Annotated in this window: 19 protein-coding genes; 6 read left to right on the top strand and 13 right to left on the bottom strand. The window is 50.0% G+C overall.

The genetic code is table 11. The features are described 5' to 3' along the window. Window positions 1–202 precede the first annotated feature (202 nt). The 6 genes from OEL90_RS02660 to citD all read right to left on the bottom strand — a co-directional run bounded on the left by OEL90_RS02660 (window position 203) and on the right by citD (window position 6,179). Window positions 203–1,699, bottom strand: a complete 1,497-nt coding sequence (locus OEL90_RS02660; protein ID WP_300687051.1) for a tripartite tricarboxylate transporter permease — start codon at window positions 1,697–1,699, stop codon at window positions 203–205. Window positions 1,700–1,718: 19 nt separating this feature from the next. Then, window positions 1,719–2,216 carry a tripartite tricarboxylate transporter TctB family protein gene (locus OEL90_RS02655; RefSeq protein ID WP_291403340.1) on the bottom strand — a complete coding sequence of 166 codons (498 nt, stop codon included), beginning with the start codon at window positions 2,214–2,216 and terminating at the stop codon, window positions 1,719–1,721. A gap of 103 nt (window positions 2,217–2,319) precedes the next feature. Further along, window positions 2,320–3,339: a Bug family tripartite tricarboxylate transporter substrate binding protein gene (locus OEL90_RS02650; protein ID WP_291403342.1), complete on the bottom strand. Its 1,020-nt coding sequence runs from the start codon at window positions 3,337–3,339 to the stop codon at window positions 2,320–2,322. Window positions 3,340–3,430: 91 nt separating this feature from the next. Then, complete coding sequence (gene citF / locus OEL90_RS02645) at window positions 3,431–4,981, bottom strand: citrate lyase subunit alpha (protein ID WP_291403344.1); 1,551 nt, start codon at window positions 4,979–4,981, stop codon at window positions 3,431–3,433. Window positions 4,982–5,002: 21 nt separating this feature from the next. Beyond that, complete coding sequence (gene citE, locus OEL90_RS02640; protein ID WP_291403346.1) at window positions 5,003–5,890, bottom strand: citrate (pro-3S)-lyase subunit beta; 888 nt, start codon at window positions 5,888–5,890, stop codon at window positions 5,003–5,005. Window position 5,891: 1 nt separating this feature from the next. Continuing rightward, window positions 5,892–6,179, bottom strand: a complete 288-nt coding sequence (gene citD, locus OEL90_RS02635) for a citrate lyase acyl carrier protein (RefSeq protein ID WP_300687050.1) — start codon at window positions 6,177–6,179, stop codon at window positions 5,892–5,894. A gap of 141 nt (window positions 6,180–6,320) precedes the next feature. On the opposite strand from citD, the gene OEL90_RS02630 reads away from it, so the two are divergent. Continuing rightward, on the top strand, window positions 6,321–7,256 hold the full coding sequence (locus OEL90_RS02630; RefSeq protein ID WP_291403350.1) for a LysR family transcriptional regulator: 936 nt from the start codon (window positions 6,321–6,323) through the stop codon (window positions 7,254–7,256). Between the two features lie 140 nt (window positions 7,257–7,396). Here the strand turns inward: OEL90_RS02630 and OEL90_RS02625 are convergent, their stop codons facing one another. The 3 genes from OEL90_RS02625 to OEL90_RS02615 form a co-directional block, all read right to left on the bottom strand. Continuing rightward, the gene (locus OEL90_RS02625; protein ID WP_291403352.1) at window positions 7,397–7,711 is read right to left on the bottom strand and encodes a cupin domain-containing protein; all 315 of its coding nucleotides are present in this window, start codon (window positions 7,709–7,711) and stop codon (window positions 7,397–7,399) included. Between the two features lie 17 nt (window positions 7,712–7,728). Next, a complete protein-coding gene (locus tag OEL90_RS02620) occupies window positions 7,729–8,376 on the bottom strand; it encodes a 4Fe-4S binding protein (RefSeq protein ID WP_300687048.1) in 648 nt (215 codons plus the stop codon). A 101-nt stretch (window positions 8,377–8,477) separates the two neighbouring features. After that, window positions 8,478–9,278, bottom strand: a complete 801-nt coding sequence (locus OEL90_RS02615) for a hypothetical protein (protein WP_300687047.1) — start codon at window positions 9,276–9,278, stop codon at window positions 8,478–8,480. Window positions 9,279–9,457: 179 nt separating this feature from the next. Here OEL90_RS02615 and rfbB point away from each other — a divergent pair, with 179 nt between their 5' ends. From rfbB to OEL90_RS02595, 4 genes are read left to right on the top strand one after another with little or no spacing between them, the layout of a single operon-like run. Then, complete coding sequence (rfbB, locus tag OEL90_RS02610) at window positions 9,458–10,468, top strand: dTDP-glucose 4,6-dehydratase (protein WP_300687045.1); 1,011 nt, start codon at window positions 9,458–9,460, stop codon at window positions 10,466–10,468. A 17-nt stretch (window positions 10,469–10,485) separates the two neighbouring features. Next, window positions 10,486–11,484, top strand: coding sequence for an ABC transporter substrate-binding protein (locus tag OEL90_RS02605; protein ID WP_300687044.1), 999 nt, complete (start codon window positions 10,486–10,488; stop codon window positions 11,482–11,484). Then, on the top strand, window positions 11,474–12,232 hold the full coding sequence (locus OEL90_RS02600) for an ABC transporter permease (RefSeq protein ID WP_300687042.1): 759 nt from the start codon (window positions 11,474–11,476) through the stop codon (window positions 12,230–12,232). The genes OEL90_RS02605 and OEL90_RS02600 overlap by 11 nt, the downstream gene beginning before the upstream one ends. Continuing rightward, the gene (locus OEL90_RS02595; protein ID WP_300687041.1) at window positions 12,229–12,843 is read left to right on the top strand and encodes an ABC transporter ATP-binding protein; all 615 of its coding nucleotides are present in this window, start codon (window positions 12,229–12,231) and stop codon (window positions 12,841–12,843) included. The genes OEL90_RS02600 and OEL90_RS02595 overlap by 4 nt, the downstream gene beginning before the upstream one ends. 215 nt (window positions 12,844–13,058) lie before the next feature. Here the strand turns inward: OEL90_RS02595 and OEL90_RS02590 are convergent, their stop codons facing one another. From OEL90_RS02590 to OEL90_RS02580, 3 genes are read right to left on the bottom strand one after another with little or no spacing between them, the layout of a single operon-like run. Continuing rightward, the gene (locus tag OEL90_RS02590) at window positions 13,059–15,296 is read right to left on the bottom strand and encodes an ABC transporter ATP-binding protein (protein WP_331488097.1); all 2,238 of its coding nucleotides are present in this window, start codon (window positions 15,294–15,296) and stop codon (window positions 13,059–13,061) included. Further along, window positions 15,293–17,020: an ABC transporter ATP-binding protein gene (locus tag OEL90_RS02585; RefSeq protein WP_300687040.1), complete on the bottom strand. Its 1,728-nt coding sequence runs from the start codon at window positions 17,018–17,020 to the stop codon at window positions 15,293–15,295. Before OEL90_RS02585 ends, OEL90_RS02590 begins: the two co-directional genes overlap by 4 nt. Beyond that, the gene (locus OEL90_RS02580) at window positions 17,017–17,472 is read right to left on the bottom strand and encodes a MarR family winged helix-turn-helix transcriptional regulator (protein ID WP_300687038.1); all 456 of its coding nucleotides are present in this window, start codon (window positions 17,470–17,472) and stop codon (window positions 17,017–17,019) included. Before OEL90_RS02580 ends, OEL90_RS02585 begins: the two co-directional genes overlap by 4 nt. A 507-nt stretch (window positions 17,473–17,979) precedes the next feature. Here OEL90_RS02580 and OEL90_RS02575 point away from each other — a divergent pair. After that, entirely contained in the window at window positions 17,980–18,474 is a 495-nt protein-coding gene (locus OEL90_RS02575) for a YbaK/EbsC family protein (RefSeq protein WP_300687036.1), read from the top strand. Window positions 18,475–18,689: 215 nt separating this feature from the next. On the opposite strand, the gene typA is transcribed toward OEL90_RS02575, so the two are convergent. After that, complete coding sequence (gene typA, locus OEL90_RS02570) at window positions 18,690–20,528, bottom strand: translational GTPase TypA (RefSeq protein ID WP_291403370.1); 1,839 nt, start codon at window positions 20,526–20,528, stop codon at window positions 18,690–18,692. Window positions 20,529–20,542: the final 14 nt, after the last annotated feature.

The raw sequence follows: 20,542 nt of genomic DNA, 5'->3' as shown, positions 1-20,542 counted from the left end.
AATCTTATGTAACATATTAATTGATAATTTTAAAAAATGCCAGTAGAGTTTGTATAAAAAATTAAAAATACTTATAAAGATAGATTTCGGATGGAAAATTTGAACCTAATCTGCTTCAGAATCGAATTGCGCAGCGGTGATTCCCGTTATTTAGAAAATGAGACAGTAGAAATATTCTACTGTCTCAAAAGGCTAAAGGGGATTAAGCCGTTTTCTTCGCAAATAATTTAGATACTATTGGGAACAGCAGCATCGCGCCGCAAAGAACCAGAAGAACTGTTGTGATTGGATGTCCTGATGGAGAGATAACATTCATCAGGCTGCCATTCTCAAGCTGAACCGCTCTGCGAAGATTCGCTTCGATCATTGGTCCAAGTACGAGGCCGAGAATCAGCGCCGCAGAGGAGAACTTGTACTTGTTGAGAATGAAGCCAAAGACACCGGCAATAGCCATGAGCATAACGTCGTTGGTGTTGCCTTTAAGTGCAAAGCTGCCCACTGTAGCGAGGACAATAATTGTCGTTCCGAGGATGCTGTACGGCACTTTCAGGATTTTACTGAAGACTTTTGCAATCCAAATGGAAATGATAACCATGATAACATTGGTGACCATCATGGATGCAAATACGCTGGAGAGGTATTGAGGCTGCGTCTTGATGAGAAGCGGGCCAACCTGGACACCTTTCAGAACGAGGGCAGACATCATGATAGCTGCAGCATTACCACCCGGAATACCAAGTGCAAGCATCGGTACCATCGCGCCGCCTGTAGCAGCGTTGTTCGCTGTCTCAGAAGCCGCTATGCCTTCCGGAGCGCCTGTACCATAAATTTCAGGTGTTTTGGACAACTTAACTTCAGTCGTGTAAGCAAGGAAAGAAGCAATGGTTGCGCCTGCACCTGGAAGAATGCCAACCAATGTACCAAGAATGGCGGAACGGGTAATAACCCCTTTCATTGCCCAGCCTTCTTTAAAGCCCATCAGTTTAGTTTTAACCTTGTCGCCAGAGCCAGTATTCTCAAGTTTGGAAGGCTTATGTGTTTGCTTGAGAACTTCGGTGATTGCAAACATACCGATCATAAGAGGGATCATCTCAATCCCGCTGAGGAGAATTTGTGATCCGAAAGTCAAACGCGGCATTGCAAGAAGCGGGTCCATACCTATGGTAGCGAGGAAGAGACCAATTAAACCAGCAATCATTGTTTTAACGACATTGTCACTGTCAAGGGCTGTCAGAACTGAAAGACCGAGGAATGAGACTGCAAAGAGCTCCGCTGGTCCAAATTTGATGGCTGCGGCCGCAAGCTGTGGCGATAACAAGAACATTGCAATTGCAGCGACAATACCGCCAATAGCAGAGGTGACAAGGGAAATACCAAGCGCTCTGCCGGCTTCACCGCGCTGAGCCATTGGGAATCCGTCAAAAGTCGTAGGTGCGTTGGAAGGTGTTCCAGGGATTTTAAAGAGAATTGCAGTGATACCGCCACCGGTGATAGAAGCGCAATACACGGCTGTCAGAAATGCAATGGCTACAAGCGGCTCCATACCATAAGCGAAAGGAAGCGCGAGGGCGACCGCCATTGAGGCGCTGACGCCCGGCATGGCACCAAAGATGACACCCAGAACTGTACCTGCTACGATAAACGCAAAGGTCACCGGAGCCAGAACAATTTGAAACCCTGAGATTAATAGTTCAAGCATGATTCACACTCCTTATTTACTATAGTGACTCGAGGAACAAAGCGATATCGCGGAGGAATCCAAGACCACGCGGGAGCATGATGCCGAGGCCTCTCTGGAAGACAAAGTAAATGCCTATGGTTATTAAAAGTGCATTAAGTGCAACAACAGACGGTTTTTTCTGGCCGGTAAGAACCGCATAAAAAGCAAACATGACAATTGTTGCGAGAATGAATCCAAAGGGTTCCAGAGCAAAAGCATAGGCGAAGATGATGACAATGCCCCAAAACAGCTTGCTTTTTGTGATTGCAGGAATGCTGATTCCGGTGATGGATTTAAAATGCCTTTTTTCAGCAGGCGTATTCTTATAGATATTGTAGATGTTGACGAATAAAAGAATAATAAGTGCAGTAATCAGCAATTGCGGCCATTGCTCGGCGCCAAGTTCAAGATCAGAAGATTTTGGCATTGTAGCGCCAACGTAGACGTAGGAAATTGCGAAAAACACTATCAACACTATGTTGAATAATAATTCCATTGCCAAGCGAACTCATCTCACTTTCTTATATTGGATAGAATCGGGGCAACTGAACGTTGCCCCGACGATGAATGCTCACTAATTCAATTCAGTGTGCGTATAATTATTTAGCGACGTATTTGTCATAAAGTCCTTGAACTGTTGTGACCTGCTCTGCCCAGATGCCTTGGAACTCATCATATGGTGCGAAAGCTGGACGCTGATCAAGTGCGTTGTTCTTGAGGAAGTCTTGGAATTCTTGGCTGGCAGCAGCTTTTACAGCAGCTTCAGAGAATGCTTTGATTGCTTCTTCAGGAGTACCTTTTTTCGCGAAGATGCCTCTCATTGGGCCGAGGAGGGAATCGATGCCATTTTCAGTTGTGGTTTCAACGTCAGGAAGAATGCTGAGTCTGTTTTCAGCGCCTGCAACAATGCCTTTCATGTCGCCGGACTCAATCAGACCTTTTGTTTCAGCAGGACCTGCAACCGCTAAGCTGATGTGTCCGCCAAGGATAGCAGCATTAAGTTCTGCGCCGTTGTTGAATGCGACAAGTGGAATTTCTACGCCAGCAAGTTCAAACGTTTGAGCGACCATCAGCGCGTCAACACCAGTAATCGTAAGAACGCCTGCTTTAACTGTGCCCGGGTTTGCTTTAGCATACTCGACAAGTTCTTTCAAATTATTGAATGGCGCATCTTTTGCAGCAACAATAATATTTGTATCGTGAACGAGTTTAACAACTGGTACTGTTTCTGCTGCCCAGTCAAAAGACATGAGCTTCTGAAGGTTGACAACGAGGAGGGACTGTGTACCAATCTGGTAGGAATAGCCATCAGCTGGCTGCTTTTGGAGGTACTCAGAACCTTGAACACCGCCGCCGCCTTCAACGTTATTGACGACTACAGGAACACCAATTTCTTTTTCAAGGGCAGAAGCAAATGCTCTAAGCGTCGTATCCGCGCCGCCGCCTGAACCCCAAGGGCACACGAGCTCGATTTTTCTTTCGAAGACAAAGCCTTCAGCTGCAGCAGGTGTTTCTCCGCCTGCGGCAGGTGCTTCTGGCTCAGCAGGTTTGGAACAACCGGTGAATGCGAGGACTGCGACCATTGCGAGGCTAAGTATTAATGCTAATCTTTTTTTCAATTGTATTTCCCCCTTTTAATGATTATATTTAACCGTATGTCTCCGAACAATTACGGGACAGATCGGCCAATACCATGATAAGATGATCCTTTTACCTGGAAACCTGGCGGATGACGTCGATGACACTGCCATCTCTGAAAGTGACAATCCCGACGATTTTGTCGCCATACTCAATTGGATTTGGGTGACCAACAATTTTCTCCGCTTTTGCTTTTAATGCTTCAATCGTCTCAGTTTTTATTCCAGCAGTATTCAATCGCTCGATCAAATCCTGTCTTGCCGGATTAACCGCTATGCCCTGCTCAGTGACGAGAACGTCTACTGTCATTCCCGGCGTACAAATAGTGTTGACGCGATCGAGAATGCTCGGAATTCTGCCTCTTACAAGTGGGGCCACAATAATGGCAAGCTTGGCGCCTGCAGATGTGTCCGGATGACCGCCAACAGCGCCGCGGATAACGCCGTCTGAACCCGTCAGGACGTTAACATTGAAGTTGACGTCAATTTCGAGCGCACTCAGAACGACCATGTCCAGCTGATCCACCGCAGCACCTTCCACACCAGGACCTGCATAGAAGTGAGCGTCCACTATATGATGAAACTCATTTTTCAATGTGCTGTCTACTGCGTCCTGGTCAAAACTCTGGACATCCAGCAGCTTTCTGATGAAACCTTCCTCATGCAGCTTAACGATTTGGCTGGTAATGCCGCCAAGGGCGAAGTTAGCTTTGATTCCTTTTCGGATCATCTTTTCTTTCAGAAAACGTGTTACAGCCAGTGATGATCCACCCGTTCCGGTTTGGAAAGAAAATCCATCTTCGAAATATCCGGAAGCTTCCATAACATCTGCAGCTGCTTTCGCGATCATCAGTTCCTTTGGATTGGTGCTGTAACGCGTAGCGCCTGACATGATGCCCTTTGGATCTCCAATGGCGTCGATCTCAACTATGTAGTCAACATCTGTCTGAGGGATGGCGCAAGGTGTATTAGGATACGGCACGATATTGTTTGAAAGCAGAACAACTTTTTCTGCATATTTGGCATCTACCATAGCATACCCCAATGAACCGCACGCTGAGCTGTTATCACCTTCACGGCTGAAGCCGTTGGCATTTCCGAAAAGATCAGTGGATGGGACCCCCAGGAAAGCGACATCAATTTTAAGCTCACCTGAAGCGATGGAGTAGGCTCTGCCGCCATGAGACCTGAAGACTATTGGGACTTCCATAAGGCCGTGTGAAATCTGATTGGCAAGTTCACCTCTCAGGCCGCTTGTTTCTATACGATACACCACACCATTTTTAATGTGGTCAATCATAGGCCTGTGAATGTCTGTCAAAGAACTGGAGGCTACTGTCAAGTTCTTGATGCCCAATTTTGCAATGGCTTCCAGAACCAGGTTCACGATATAATCGCCATTTCTGAAATGGTGATGAAACGAAATCGTCATGCCATCTTTCAAGCCTGACAGATGAATAGCCGACTCAAGATTATCAACGATTTTACTCATGCGTTGATCCGGATTTTTTATATTAGGCATTTCGTGTGCTGTTCCACTAAAGCGCTTTCCATTAAAAGCCTTCAGCTTGCCGAGGCCGGAGATCGACTCTGGCACATCAACGCCCAGGATATTTTTGTTCAAGTGTAGTCCTCCTCCTCAGCGTTAGATAACCCCAGCAGCTATGGCCATTTTCAACACACGCTGTGCTCTGTCAACCACGGGTTTATCAATCATTTTACCATTCAAACTGATAACGCCAAGTCCCTTTTCCTCTGCTTCTTTTATAGCTTCAACGACACGCTCTGCATGTTCAATTTCTTTTGCAGTTGGCGTAAAAATTTCGACTACCGGTGCAATTTGTCTAGGATTAATGACAGACTTGCCGTCAAATCCAAGTTGTTTAATAGTTTCTACTTCTCTTCTGAAGCCTTCATCATCATTGACGTCTGCGAAAACGGTGTCCAGAACTGCTATACCTGCAGCTCTCGCTGCGAATACCAACATGCTTCTGGCCGTGAAAAGTTCTGAACCTCCAGGTGAGCGTGTGGTTTTTAGGTCTGTAACGAAATCTTCAGCGCCAATGGCGATTCCTATTAATCTAGGGCTGGCTTGTGCAATGCTTAGAACGTTTAAAATTCCAAGACCGCTTTCAATTGCTGCCATCATGCCCACGCTGCCTTGCTCGAGTCCTGCTTTTTTCTCGCACTCTGTAATCCACTCGTCGACCTCAATGACATCTTGAGCAGTCTCTGATTTAGGAAGGCGAATTATATCCGCACCCGCGAAGACCATGGCTTCAATGTCCGCTTTCCCATAAGGTGTGTTCAGCGGATTAACGCGTACGACTTTTTCAATGTCACCGTAATCAATGGTCTTGAGAGCCTGATAAACCAGAAATCTCGCAGAATCCTTTTCAGACAGTTTCACTGAATCTTCAAGGTCAAACATCAGTGCGTCAGGACCGTAGATGTGCGCATCTGCCATTAATCCCGGATTGTTGCCTGGTACAAACATCATGGTTCTTCTTAATCTGTCTCTGATAAAAGCCATTCTAGACACCCCACTTATAATCGGTTGTTTCAACCGCTCTGTGAAGTGCTGTCAAGACTCTGGCTTTGATCGTACAATCCAGAGCGCCGCGATCCGTCGCAATAACCTTTACATTATGTACTCCGGCTTCAAGCAAGGTTTGCTCAATGACCGTCCGAATCTGATCTCCAAATTGATATAGTACTGAGCTCTTCAGTTCGATATCGATGCCATTATCCCCACGATCCAAAAGAATCATGATGTCGCTCGACTCGAGTGTGCCCGCTGTGGATGCTTTCTTAATCTCCACTCGTTCCACCCTTTCAAAAGATAAAAGTTAAGATTTCTTAATTAACGTCATTATATCCCTTTACTCGTCAGTCGACTAATAGTAATATTTTATTAGCATTCATAAAAGAATTTTATAATAATGACTGGGGGGGTGTATGCCGTGAATGATAATGATCTGCATTTTCTTATGACGTTAAACCAGGAACGCAGCCTAACGAAGGCAGCTGAAAAACTGTTCATATCCCAGCCGGCACTCTCCTACCGTATTCGCGCCCTTGAGAAAGAGCTGGGCGTTCCTCTATTTTTGCGGTCTAAATCCGGCATTGAATTGACCCCTCAAGGTGAATTTCTTGTCGAGTTTGCCACAAAGCAATTCAGTCAGATTCAAAGAATGAAAGAAGAAATCCATGCGATCGAATCAGAAGAACTTATGGGTACCATTCATTTGGGAACCTCACTGGTATTTGCGCGTTATGAATTGCCAATGCTTATAAAAGAATTTCTTGACCTCTACCCGAAAGTAAAATTTAATGTCGTGTCGAGCCATAGTTCGAATATCTTTACCATGCTGAACAACCAGGAGGTCAGCGTCGGCATTATTCGCGGAGATTTTAAATGGCACGAAGAGTCGCATATTTTATTCAATGAGCCCATTTGTCTGGCTTCAATGACGGATTATAAGATCGAAGATCTCCCGGATATTTCGAGGATAAAATTCAAGACGGATCCAGTTTTGTATCATCAGATTAATCAATGGTGGAATGAACGCTTCAATGTAGAACCTAGGGTGATCATTGAGACAAGCAATACAGACACCTGTCTTGAAATGCTGAAAGCGGGCATTGGTTACTCAATCGTCCCAAGTTTAGGATTACAGGATTTCAATGGCTTTGTGCAGCCGGTCAAATGGCTAAGCGGTGAACCCTTCAGCCGCCAGACCAATCTCTTTATGCGTTCCCAAGCTAATAATCAGCCTTCCATTCGCGTATTCACGGATTTCGTCCTCAAATACTATGGGGAAAAATTTCGCGATTCCAAGAACTCAGAAGAACAGAGAAAAAATATTATGCGGTTATATTTGGACTTTTTTGAGTAATTTTCACACAACTACACCAGACGCGTCCATCATTAACTGATCATAATAGACAAAAATAAAATCGGTGCAGCTAAAGTCTTTTTCGACTTTTACTGTACCGATTTTATTTTGTCTCAATTGATTTTCTTGTTTCACTATTCTCACTGCTTCGGCGCCGGCGCCTTCACCACAATCAGCTCGAGCACTGCGTCATGTTTGTTTCCAACATTCATTTTGGTTTCGAAAGGAATCTTCAATAGAGTTCCTGCTTCGTAAGTATTGGGCTCCTGGTCATTCAGCTGAATTGTCAGAGTGCCTCTCAGCACCGTCATATACACCACCGAGTTGGCGAAGTGCTCAGGAAGTCCTTCTCCTTTGCCGAACACCATATGAATGTAATGCAGGTTCTCATCCATAACCACTCGCTCGACCATTTTCTCATCTGATAGTGTTAAATTGAATATTTTTTCTACCACTCATGATCCACTCCTGTCTATTTACTCTCCTTAACTTTTATAGCTTTACCATAGTGTATGGCGTCCGTCGGACAAACCGCTTCACAGGCTCTGCACTGGTGACACAGGGATGAAGTGATGACCGCTTTTTTCGACACCGGCTCAACCTTGATAGCCTGGGCTGTACAGGCCTTTTCGCACAGCTTGCATCCTACGCAGGTGCTCTCGTCAACACCCTCGCTGCTGAAAGCAAAGCGGCCTGAAACACTGAGCAGCGCCCCGAAAGGGCAAATACGGTTATGGAACACCGCTGGTTTATAAAACAGTGTTACTACAAACGCGACCCCCAGCAAAATTGCCAAAACCGGTAGCTGGACCTGAAAAATCCGTTTTCCGCCCAGCATCATAGCCAAAGTCAAAAAGATAAATGCCCAGGGGAATAGGCTGCTCATCAGCCATTTTGGCGTGTCCGGCCGCTGCAGTTTCAGTTTTTTGGACAACCACGCCGCAGGTCTCATAACGGCATTCATAGGGCATACATAGCCGCAATAGCCTCGTCCAAAGATAAAAGATGCTAGTAATCCAGCTGCAAATACACCCAGCCATAGAGTCATTTTTCCCTGACTGACCAAAAAGGCGAATGCCGCCAGTGCTGTGTACTGTATGATCATTCTTACTGCTTTCAAGGTTAGCCCTCCTCAAGATGCCTCATCTTATACCATTATATAGAAAGGCGGGCTGACACAGTGTGCCCTATGTCACACTTTCAAAAAAAGATTCAAATCCGCTATTTGCGGATCACAAGACGGCCGCTTTCTCGAATCCGCGCATCTGTGCGCTCCAAAACATCGCCGGATTCACAGATTAAATACACCATAACCAAGAGATCTTCTTCCTCAAAGGACTTGACATAGATCCGCCCATTCAAAGTTGTGGTACCGAAAGCAACTTCACTGCCTAAGTCAGGCGGTGAGCCAAACTGCCAGTAATGCCGCAAAAAGTCCCCTCTTTGATGAGAAATACCCGGGGCTTCAATAAGGCCATCATAGCGCGTCCAATCCGGATATCCCATAAGCTCGCTTTCCTCCCGGATCTCAAATGCATTCACCTTAAAAGTGCCATAGGGGTTCGGATGTCCCAAAGCCTTCAGGATTAAGGCTTCATAATCATGAGCCGCAACGCGTTCCACCCAGTAGGCATCCGGCAGTGGCAAGGTCGATCCTGTGATCAGATAAGCCCCATAAAAGGAGGAATAATAGCCGCTGCCCGGAGTGTAGATTAACGATCGCCCATTTTCATAAGCGCCAAAGGTATAGTAAATGGATAACTCTAAAGGTCTCCCCTCCTGAGTTTTAAGCCCATTCGAATCCTGATAGAACAGCATGCCATCAAACCAGCCTTCCCCCGCAGGCAGCTCAACCCGTATGCCTTGTTCCTTTAAAGGACTTTGATTATACTGCTGCCAGGAAGAGACGGCCATGACCACCCCTGCCCTGGTTCCCGGAATCAACAGTGCCATTACAACCAGGAGGGTCAGGATGCCCATCGAGATCAAAATTAATTGTCGCCAGACATAATGCCTCTTCATGATTCCACCTCCTGGTTTTGCGACCATCGGCAACCCGCTCCTGGCATTTTTAATGCAGGTTTCCGCTTTCGTCTACCTGTCTGCTAATAAAATACTGTATACTATATGGGTGTGTTGCTTGAAATTAGTTCCTTTGACCCGACTGAAACTTCAATTTTTGCGACAGGAGCATCCTCATTATGACGACGCTATTGGTAACCGGCGGTGCCGGGTTTATTGGCAGTCACTTTATTGCCATGATGTTAAAGAAATACCCCAAAATCAGGATCGTCAACGTCGATCTTCTGACCTATGCCGGATCCCAGGATAATCTCACTCAAGTTTCGGGGGAGTCGCGCTACACTTTCATAAAAGAAGACATCCGCGACCGTGAGGCCATGGCCGGGATCTTCTCAGCCCATGACATTGACCAAGTCATTAACTTTGCCGCGGAGTCCCATGTGGACCGGAGCGTCCTGGAGCCGGACGTCTTCATGACGACGAATGTCATAGGCACTCAGGTCCTGCTGGATACCGCCAAAAATCATTGGAAAACCAAGAATTCCGACCCAAACTGCAGAAGCTTTAAGGCCGGCGTCAAATTTCTTCAGATCTCCACAGATGAGGTCTACGGCAGTATTCCGGCCCCGGAAAAATTCAACGAGACTTCCCCTTTACGGCCGAGCAGTCCCTATTCCGCCTCGAAGGCCGGCGCGGATCTCATAGTTCTGGCCTATGCAGAAACTTATGGCCTGCCTGTCAATATTTCCAGATGCAGCAACAATTATGGCCCGGGTCAATACCCGGAAAAGCTGATCCCGCTGATGATTGAAAATGCCCTCAACCTTAAGCCCCTCCCCGTGTACGGTGACGGCCTCCATGTCCGGGACTGGATCCACGTCTCGGATCACTGCCGCGCCCTGGATGCAATTCTGAATCACGGCCGACCTGGGGAACTCTACAACGTGGGCGGCGGTTGCGAAAAAACCAATATGGAAGTTGTCAGGCTGATCCTCAAACTCTTGGGCGAGTCCGACTCCCTGATCCAATACGTTGCCGACCGCCCAGGCCACGACCGGCGGTATGCCGTGGACGCCTCCAAAATTCAAAACGAACTCGGTTGGTCTACGGAGCATGACTTTGAACAGGGGCTCCGGGAAACAATACTCTGGCACGCGAATAAGTTCAAGAGATTCATTCAGCTTATATAAAGAAAGGACCACCCCATATGAACCGACATTTCCCAAATAGTTTTATTCGTCTCACCCTTCTGGTCATCCTGCTCCCCCTTCTCTTTTCTGGATGTGTCGATGGTCGCGTCAGCACCCAGCCCAGCACACCCAAAAAACTCGTCATAGCGGACCAATTCGGGCTGGCTTACGCGCCTATCGAAATCCTGAAGGCTACGGAGATCCTCAGCGAAGAGCTTGCGAAAGCCGGTCTTGAAACAACGGACGTAGAATTCAAGACTCTTGGCAACACTGCCGCCATCCGGGAAGCTATGGTCTCCGGGGACCTGGACATTGGCTTTGTCGCCATCCCGCCTTTTTTAATAGGCAAGGACAACGGTATGGACTGGCGCATTATCTCCGGCGTCTCGGAAAGCCCCATGGCCCTGGTGACCAAGGATCCTGATCTGACCTCACTGAGCCAACTGACATCCGAGCACAGAATCATGCTGCCCCAGCTCGGCAGTGTGCAGCACATTCTGCTGTCTATGGCTGCTGAGAAAGAACTGAAGGACCCAAAGGCCTTTGACAATCAGCTCATTGCCATGGCGCATCCGGATGCCATGACCGCCATGCTGAGCGGTCCTAAGACCCAGCTTCACTTCACGTCTCCGCCTTATCTCGAGCAGGAGCTTGCTCAGGAAGATTTCCACCCGCTGGTGGATGCCGATACTATCATGGGCGGTCCCTTTACTTTTATAGTTGGGATCTGCCCTCAGCGCGTCCATGACGACATACGGCTGTATAATGCCTTCAAGTCCGCCCTCCTGCGCGCAGTGACCTTTATGAATACACATCCGGAGGAAGCGGCTGAGATTATAAGCGCGGCCTATGATTATTCAGCGGCGGAGCTCGATCTTCATCTCTCAAATGGGCAGCTTCGCTTTGACAGTGAGGTGCGGGGACTTGAGACCTTCCATGAGTTTATGTACCGTACGGGCATGATTAAAAATCCACAAAATCTAGAGGATCTCTACTGGAGAAAAAATGAAAACTAATCGTTCACGATACTACAAAATTTTCATTATTGTCTTGTTCTTCCTCGCTTGGGAGGCTGCGGCCAGGTTCGGGCCCTTTTCGGAGATGCTGTTTCCGGGACTGGCGACCATCGGCAGACGCTTTTGGGGGCTATTAATGGAGGAAGCCCTGCTGTTCAAAACCCTGTACAGCGTTGCCGTCGTATGGCTGGCCATGATGATCAGCCTGGCGGCAGTCGTTGTCCTGATTATATTGTCGAAGACATCCGTCTTCGTCAAAACTGCGGTGGACCTGATTCGCGCTTTTGCGGCGCCTATTCCCGGCGTGGCCATTCTGCCGCTGGTGATTCTTTGGTTTGGACTGTCAAGAACTTCCATGCTGCTGATTATGATTCACGCGACCTTATGGCCCCTCTGGACTCAGCTGAGCCTGGCCGTGGAAAGGCTCAGCCGGCGCTTCAGCCGCTTTGAGCGCGCCTACCGGCTTTCACTCTGGAAGCGCTTCTGGCATCTCTACTGCCTGGGCGCGGCCGAAGACCTCAAAAGCGCTCTGGGCGTGGCCTGGAGCCGGGGCTGGCGGGCCCTCATCAGCGTCGAGATGATCTTTGGCATCACCGGCAGTCAGTCGGGCCTTGGATGGCTGCTCTATGAGCGGCGGATGTACATGGATACGGCGGGGCTGTACGCGGGCCTTGCGGCCATTGCCCTCTGCGGGATTCTCTTTGAAACCTGGATCTTCCGGCCTGAGAAAGCGGGTGAACCGGCATGAAGCCCCCTAAAAAAACCTTAATCAAACTTGAACGCCTGAAAAAATCTTTTGGCCGCGAAGTGATCTTTGAAGATTTCAACCTCGACGTCTACGATAATGAGATTCTCGTCATCATGGGACCCAGCGGCGCCGGAAAGAGCACCCTGCTCAACGTGATTGGGCAGCTGGAACCCTGTGACAGCGGTGAGGTCCACTACCATCCCGAGCTCTTTGAAGGAACCAAGGTGCCGCTGCCTTTTGTCTTTCAGGAATTCGACACCCTTCTCCCCTGGAAAACGGTTGAAGGCAACATCCGCCTTGTGGCAAAGGACTTGTCAGAGACCGAGCTTCAAGGGGTTCTGGATACCGTTGCCCTCAGTGAGCACCGCCATAAAAAGCCGGCTGCACTTTCCGGCGGCATGAAGCAGCGGGTCGGCATTGCCCGGGCGCTGGTCTGCCACTCCAAAATCCTCCTTATGGATGAGCCTTTTGGCAGCCTGGACCGCGACATGCGCCTCAAAATGCAGGACTTTCTGCTGGACCTTCAGCACAGGACCGGCCTGACAATTGTGCTGGTCACCCATGACCTGGAAGAGGCCGAGAAGTTGGGAACAAGGATTGTAAGGCTTTGAGGCTTCAACGAATGCCTTTTGGGAATGGCGGGTTGGAAGCCGCTGGCCGCTGTCATCTATTTCCAAAATTATATTACCGTCCGCGTCCCCAACTTCAGGTTGGGGTCGGACGGTAACATTTATGTAACATAAAATGGCCGATAGTTCCAGATCCACACCTATTGAGGGGTGGGGACGAGGGACCATCGGCCACTATTTTTTTGTTTTGAGGTCTGTTAAGCGCTGGCCTCCACCATGGCGCCGGCGAACTGGCTCTGATAGAGATCTGCGTAGAAGCCGCCCCTTCTGAGTAGCTCGTCGTGACTGCCCACTTCGACAATGGTGCCTTTGTTCATGACGAGAATGACTTCGGCTTCGCGGATGGTGGAGAGGCGGTGGGCTATGACGAAGCTGGTGCGGTTCTCCATGAGGCGGTTCATGGCTTTCTGGATCAAATGCTCGGTGCGGGTGTCGACATTGGAGGTCGCCTCGTCGAGGATCATGATCGCCGGATCCGAGAGGATGGCCCGGGCTATGGTGAGGAGCTGCTTCTGGCCCTGGGAGATGTTGCTGGCTTCCTCGTTGAGGACGGTGTCATAGCCTTCCGGCAAGGTTCGGATGAAGTGGTCGGCGTGGGCTGCTTTCGCGGCTTCGACGATCTCTTCGTCAGTTGCGCCTTGTCTGCCGTAGGCAATGTTTTCTTTTATGGTACCGTTGAAGAGCCAGGTGTCCTGTAGGACCATGCCGAACCGGGACCTGAGGGCTTCTCTTGGCATTTTGGCAATATCCAGGCCGTCAATGGTGATCCGCCCGCCCTTCAGCTCGTAAAAGCGCATCAGGAGGTTAACCAGGGTCGTCTTGCCGGCGCCGGTCGGCCCGACTATAGCGACGGTATGGCCCTGGTCGACTTTCAGGGACATGTGCTCGATCAGCGGTTCATGGTCGACATAGCGGAAGGAAATGTCCTCCAGCTCGACGGCGCCGCAAGTCTGCTGAACTGGGGCGAGGGTTGGGGCGCGGTGACCATCGGCTGCAAAAAGCACTGGATTGACTTCTTCCTGCTCGTCCAGAACCTCAAAAACCCGCTCCGCGCAGGCGATGGTGGACTGGACGACATTGGCGATGTTGGCCGTCTGGACAATGGGATGGGTAAAGGAACGGGAGTACTGGATAAAGGCCGTGATGTCACCCAGGTTGAGGATGCTGCGGGTCATGAAGAGCCCGCCAATGACCGCAATGACCACATAGGCCAGATTGCTGATGAATCCCATAACGGGAAACAGGGTGCCTGAGACAAACTGGGCCTTCCAGCCGGCTTCATACAAGGCGTCGTTGACTTCCTTGAATTTCTGGACGGACTCCTCTTCCTGGCCAAAGGCTCTGACGATCCTGTGGCCGGAGTACATCTCCTCCACATGGCCGCTGAGCTGGCCCATGGACTTCTGCTGGGCTTTGAAATATTTCTGGGAGCGCTTGGTGACAAAGAGAGTCGCGAAGATGTAGAGCGGCAGGGAGACCAGGACAATCAAGGTCAGCGGGAGGCTGATGGTCAGCATCATGACAATGAAGCCCACGAGCTGGACCACGGCGGTAATCAGCTGGGTCAAGCTCTGCTGGAGAGTGCCGGAAATGGTGTCGACGTCATTGGTCATCCGGCTCAGGATTTCGCCGTGGGTGCGCTTGTCAAAGTAGCTGAGCGGAAGGCGTTCGAGTTTCTCGTCCACCATTTTTCTGAGGTCGTAGACGGTCTTCTGGGCGACGCCGGACATGACGAGGCCTGTGGCTAAGCTGAACCCGGCGCTGAGGACATACATGGCCAGGAGCAAGATGGCGATGGTGCCGATCGCGGAAAAATCAATGCGGCCGTTGGTCTCCCTGACAGCCCGGAGGGTGTCATCCAGCTGCTCTGGGGTCATGGTGTCGGCAGGGTTGACAGGTGATCCGGCGGGGTCAGACCCCGTGGAGACTTGGGGCAAGGTTTCCGCTATGCCGAACATTTGAGTCAGGATCATGGCTTTGGTTTCGCCGTCTTCTGCTTCGGTGAGCAGCGGGAGATCCAGAAAGTTTTCGAGTTTGGTTTTTGTTTCTGCGTCCATCGGCAGAGCTTCTGAGCTTTGCATGGCTTTTATTTCTTTTGCGGCTGCTTCCTGGACTGGGATCATTTGCTGAACGACATTTTTTGCCACAAAGCCATCTCTCAGCTTGTTCATGGCCTGACCGGCGACCTTTGGCGCGGCTATGGTGAACAGTGTGCTCGCCATGGCGAGGATCAGGACGAGGATGAGTTTCGCCTGATGGGGCTTCAGAAACTGGATCAGGCGCCTTAAGGTGCCTTTGAAGTCCTTCGCTTTTTCAACCGGCGTGCCTATGCCATGTCCTCTTGGACCGGGACCCATGCGCGGGCCGTCTTCACGGGGCATGCTCTTTCGGGAGCTGTCTCGCATTTGTGCACTTGAATCTCTGTTTTGGCTCATGCGATTTCCTCCTCTGAGAGCTGGGATAGAACAATTTCGCGATAGACCGGACAGCTGTCGAGGAGTGCTTTATGGGTGCCAATGCCTGCCACCCGGCCTTCATCCATGACAATGATGCGGTCCGCGTCCATGACTGTACCAACACGCTGAGCGACAATGATGACGGTCGCTTCTTTTGTGACGGCTTTGAGAGCCTCTCTTAGGTTGGCATCCGTCTTGAAATCCAGGGCGGAGAAGCTGTCATCAAAGAGATAGATCTCAGGATTTCTGACGAGAGCTCTGGCAATTGAAAGCCGCTGCTTCTGGCCCCCGGAGAGATTCGTGCCGCCCTGGGAGACGCTGTGGGCGTAACCGTTTTCGAAGTCTTTAATGAAGCTGTCGGCTTGAGCGATCTCTGAGGCTTTGGTGATGTCCTCTTCACGGGCGTCTGTGCGGCCGTAGCGGAGGTTGTCACTGATACTGCCCGAGAACAGAACCGGCTTTTGCGGGACGTAGCCAATTTTATGGCGCAGGGTTTCCAGGGACCATTCGCGGACATCGACACCATTGATTAAAACCTGACCGCTCACTGCGTCGTAGAAGCGCGGGATCAGATTGAGAACGGTGGATTTGCCAGCGCCGGTACTGCCTATAATGGCTGTGACCTCGCCGGGTCCGGCGGCAAAACTGACGTTGGATATGGCTGGCGCCTCTGCGCCGGTATAATGGAAAGTCACGTTTCGGAACTCTACGTTGCCCCGGGTCAGGCTGCTTTGAACGGGATTTTCCGGATCCTTGATCTCCGGGTGTGCATCCAGGACCTCGAGGACCCTGACGGCTGCCGCCTGAGCCCTCGGTACCATGATGAACATCATGGAGAGCATGACCATGGAAAACATGATCTGCATGGAATATTGTGTGAAGGCAACCAAAGAACCCATGGCCATATTGCCGCTGTCGATCCGGATAATGCCAAACCACAGGATGGCCAGGGAAGTCAGGTTCATGACGAGCATCATGGAAGGCATCATAAATGCCATGATCCGGTTGATCTTAATGTAGTTGTCGGTCACGTCCCGGTTGGCTTCGTCGAAGCGCTGCCTCTCGTAGAGGCTCTGGTTGAAGGCTCTGATGACCCGGATGCCCGTCAGCTTCTCTCTCAGCACCAGGTTGACGCGGTCGAGCTTGACCTGGATGATTTTGAAGCGCGGCATCCCTTTGCTGGCTATGAATCCAATGACCAGGGCCAGGATGGGCATGGCGACGACGAAGACCAGGGTCAGGGTTCGGTCTTTTGAATAGGCGAGCATCATGCCGCCCACCGCCATGAACGGCGCGCTGATCATCATGCGCAGCATCATGATGAAGACGCTCTGGATTTGTGTAATGTCATTGGTGGAACGCGTGATCAGGGTCGCGGTCCCGAATCTGTCAATCTCTTTTTCAGAGAAGGTTGAGACATGGGTAAATACCTGGTTTCTGAGGATTTTTCCAAATCCCACCGCTACCTTGGCAGACCAGAAGCTGGATAGAATTGCGCCTATGCCGCCAATACCGGCCACCAGGAGCATTTTTGCCCCGGTGCTCATGATCATGCCGGTATCCCCCTGCATGACGCCTTTATCAATGATGTCGGACATCAAGGTCGGGAGATACAGGTCGGCCATGGTCTGCAGGAAGACCAGCAGGATGACGCCTGTGATCAAAAATTTGTAGGGTTTAGCGAATCTGAAGAGTTTGATCATGCCTGATTGTCCTCCTGGGAATTAAGCACTTTTTTAAGGGTTGTCAGTCCTTTGAGGATGGTGCTCAGCTCGTCCTCATCTGCCCCTTTTAGCAGCTTTTCAAAATTTTGACTGAAGCAGGATTCAAAGCCGTTGTGTTTTTCTTTGAAAGTGTCAGTAATGGTAATATAGACGACGCGGCGATCTTCGGGCGTGCGTTCACGGCGGATGATGTCCTGCTTTTCGAGGCGGTCCAGGATTCCGGAGGTGGTGCTGTTGGTGAAGCCAAGGGCTTCGCTGAGCTCGCTGACCTTCATGGTGCCGCCTTTGATCAGCGTCCCTATAACCATGGACTGGGGCATAGTCACGCCCATGCTCTCGAATTCCTTTCGCATGGTTTGCTTGACGGTCATGCTGAGGTCGTGGAACAGCCTGGCGATGATATATTTCTTCTGGTGATCTGAATCGGACATAAGCGAGCCTCCTTGTTATGGTTTGGTGACAGGCACCGAGGTGGAGTTGGTGTCTGACACCGAGTTTGTGTTGGTGTCTGACACCGGGTTAGTGTTGGTGTCTGACACTGAGTTTGTGTTGGTGTCTGACACCGAGTTTGTGTTGGTGTCTGACACTGAGTTTGTGTTGGTGTCTGACACCGAGTTAGTGTTGGTGTCTGACACTCAGTTGATCTTGGTGTCTGACACTCAGTTGATCTTGGTGCCTGACACTCAGTTGAACTTGGTGTCAGATACGGTAATAATTTTGCAATATTTCTTCTCTGTATTGTTCATTTATAACTTGATTTACGCAGGCGTTCTTCATTAGAGCCAGTTATTCCACTATATTTCGCTTGATAATATTTCGCACACTAAATAATATACACTTGGCACCGACCAATGTAAAGGGTTATAATAGACTTAAAATATTATAATATCTTAAGATTTGAATTGTTTTCGAACTTAAGCAAAGGAGCGCTTGACACCATGGCCGTATCAGATGTCAGAAAGTTTTTTGAACAGCACCATCTCAGCTTTGAAATCATGGAGCTTGAGGGCAGCACCGCCACTGTGGATTTGGCAGCCGCAGCCCACAATGTCGAACCTGACCAGATTGCGAAAAGCATTGCCCTATACGCCGGCGAAGAAAAATTCCTTCTGGTGACCTCCGGCATGTCCCGCCTGGACAACAAAAAATTTAAAACCGCTTTTAAAGCCAAACCCAGAATGATGACCGCAGAAGATGTTCTGGAAGCAACCGGCCACCCAGTGGGCGGAGTTTGTCCCTTTGGACTCAGAACAGACATGAAAATTTGTCTTGATGCTTCACTGAAGCGCTTTGAGACCGTCTTCCCGGCTGCCGGCGCACCTAATGCGTCCATTGAGATCTCACCGGCGCGCCTGCAGGAAATCACCAACGGCACGTGGGTGGATGTTTGCAAGAGCCCTGAGGTGAACGGGGATACCGGGGACGCCCTTTAATACTGTACTGAAGATGGTGGTGTGCCATCGGCAAAAAAAGTTCTTTTTGGATGAAACAATGAAATAGAAGTCCACCATTGACTCAAAACAAAAACACTGCGGATCAGCAGCCTTACGGCGTTTGATGATCCACAGTGTTTTATTTTTTTGCATATTATGAGCGATTCTCAAACGGAACCGTCAGCGTTAAATCAATGCAGCCCTGAGACCGGAAACTACGCCGGCTGGGCATCCTTGCGCTTGCTCGCGCGGAGGCGGTCCTGCTCGTCGAGGATGCGCTTGCGCAAACGAATCGCTTCAGGCGTGATTTCGACCAGCTCATCCATCTCGATAAACTCGAGGGCTTCTTCCAGTGTGAAGAGTCTCGGATCCGGTACGCGCGCCGCGTCATCCGAACCGGACGCACGCATGTTGGTCAGCTTCTTGTTCTTGCAGATATTGACGACCATGTCATCACGACGGCTGTTCATGCCAACAATCATGCCTATATAGACTTCCTGAGCAGGCTCTACGAAAATTTCCGCGCGCTCACTCAAATTTGAAATAGCATAAGCCATAGCCGTTCCGGGCTGCTGGGCAACCAAAACGCCGTTGTTCCGACCTTGAATCTCTCCAAAGTGCGGCTCAAAGCCTTCAAAGGATCTGACCAGCGTGCCCTCACCACGGGTATCGTTGATGAATTCGCTTCTGTATCCCAAAAGCCCGCGTGTCGGCGCTGCATACTCAAGGCGGGTGTAGCCGTCCTCAGAGTGCATCAGCAGCATGGTGCCTTTTCGCTGGTTCAATTTGGAGATGACCACGCCGCTATAAGCATCCGGAACGTTGATCAGCACTTTCTCAACTGGCTCACAAAGGCGGCCGTTTTCCTCATGAAGGAGAACCTCCGGTTTGGAAACGCCTATCTCATAGCCTTCACGGCGCATATTTTCAAGAAGAATGGAAAGATGCAGCTCTCCGCGGCCGGAGACTTTGAAGCCTTCTTTGCTCTCAAGCTCTTCAACGCGAAGTCCCACATTGACCTCCAGCTCGCGATCCAGACGATCCTTCAAGTGACGGGAGGTCAGGAATTTACCGCTGCGTCCGCAGAACGGAGAATCATTGACATAAAAGTTCATGGAAAGCGTTGGCTCCTCGATTTCGATCAACGGAAGCGGCTCTACAAAATCCAGCGCGCAGATCGTCTCACCAATCGAAATATCCGGAATGCCTGCTATAGTAACGATATCTCCGCTCGTACCAAACGGCTTTTCAACCCGGGCAAGCCCTTCGTTGACAAAAACCTTCGCAATTTTGCCGCGAACGATCTCACCATTTTGCTTTGCGACAGCGACCGTTTGGCCCCTGGTAACCACACCGCGCTTGATACGGCCAATCCCCAGACGGCCAATGTACTCGTCATAGGCCAAAGAAGAAACCTGCATTTGAAGGGGCTCCGTATCCAGATTCGGATAAGCGTCCACGTGCTTGATGATCGTCTCGAAGAGTGGCTCCAGGTTGGTACTCTCATCAGACATCTCAATCTTGGCAATCCCCTCTCGAGCGATGCCATAGACGATTGGAAAATCAAGCTGCTCGTTAGTCGCCCCGAGCTCGACGAAGAGGTCAAAAGTCATGTCGACGACTTCTTCAGCGCGCTGGTCGCGCTTGTCGATTTTATTGATGAAAAGAATCGGTCTAATCCCCTGCTCCAGCGCCTTATGGAGAACAAATCGCGTCTGCGGCATAGGCCCTTCACTGGAATCCACCAGCAAAATAGCCGAGTCCACGGTGCGCATGATCCGCTCAACCTCGGAGGAGAAGTCAGCATGGCCAGGCGTATCAACAATGTTGATCTTCACGCCGCTGTGTTCAATCGCACAGTTCTTTGAGTAAATCGTGATGCCGCGCTCACGCTCGAGGTCGTTGCTGTCCATGACGCACTCTACAACTTCTTCATTGGCTCTGAAGACGCCGCTTTGAGACAACAGTGCGTCGACCAGGGTCGATTTGCCGGCATCGACGTGAGCGATGACCGCGAGGTTCAGTATGCCTTGCTTTATGCTTTGATCTGACATAATTCCATCCTTTA

It is taken from the genome of Acidaminobacter sp. (assembly GCF_030247605.1).
Taxonomy (GTDB): domain Bacteria; phylum Bacillota; class Clostridia; order Peptostreptococcales; family Acidaminobacteraceae; genus Acidaminobacter.
This window is presented reverse-complemented; position numbering and strand designations above follow the sequence as displayed.

Coding starts and splice junctions, on each gene's coding strand:
- OEL90_RS02660 (WP_300687051.1), bottom strand. CDS start 1,699: ATGCTTGAACTATTAATCTCAGGGTTTCAAATTGTTCTGGCTCCGGTG.
- OEL90_RS02655 (WP_291403340.1), bottom strand. CDS start 2,216: ATGGAATTATTATTCAACATAGTGTTGATAGTGTTTTTCGCAATTTCC.
- citE (WP_291403346.1), bottom strand. CDS start 5,890: ATGGCTTTTATCAGAGACAGATTAAGAAGAACCATGATGTTTGTACCA.
- OEL90_RS02615 (WP_300687047.1), bottom strand. CDS start 9,278: ATGAAGAGGCATTATGTCTGGCGACAATTAATTTTGATCTCGATGGGC.
- rfbB (WP_300687045.1), top strand. CDS start 9,458: ATGACGACGCTATTGGTAACCGGCGGTGCCGGGTTTATTGGCAGTCAC.
- OEL90_RS02605 (WP_300687044.1), top strand. CDS start 10,486: ATGAACCGACATTTCCCAAATAGTTTTATTCGTCTCACCCTTCTGGTC.
- OEL90_RS02600 (WP_300687042.1), top strand. CDS start 11,474: ATGAAAACTAATCGTTCACGATACTACAAAATTTTCATTATTGTCTTG.
- OEL90_RS02595 (WP_300687041.1), top strand. CDS start 12,229: ATGAAGCCCCCTAAAAAAACCTTAATCAAACTTGAACGCCTGAAAAAA.
- OEL90_RS02590 (WP_331488097.1), bottom strand. CDS start 15,296: ATGAGCCAAAACAGAGATTCAAGTGCACAAATGCGAGACAGCTCCCGA.
- OEL90_RS02585 (WP_300687040.1), bottom strand. CDS start 17,020: ATGATCAAACTCTTCAGATTCGCTAAACCCTACAAATTTTTGATCACA.
- OEL90_RS02580 (WP_300687038.1), bottom strand. CDS start 17,472: ATGTCCGATTCAGATCACCAGAAGAAATATATCATCGCCAGGCTGTTC.
- OEL90_RS02575 (WP_300687036.1), top strand. CDS start 17,980: ATGGCCGTATCAGATGTCAGAAAGTTTTTTGAACAGCACCATCTCAGC.
- typA (WP_291403370.1), bottom strand. CDS start 20,528: ATGTCAGATCAAAGCATAAAGCAAGGCATACTGAACCTCGCGGTCATC.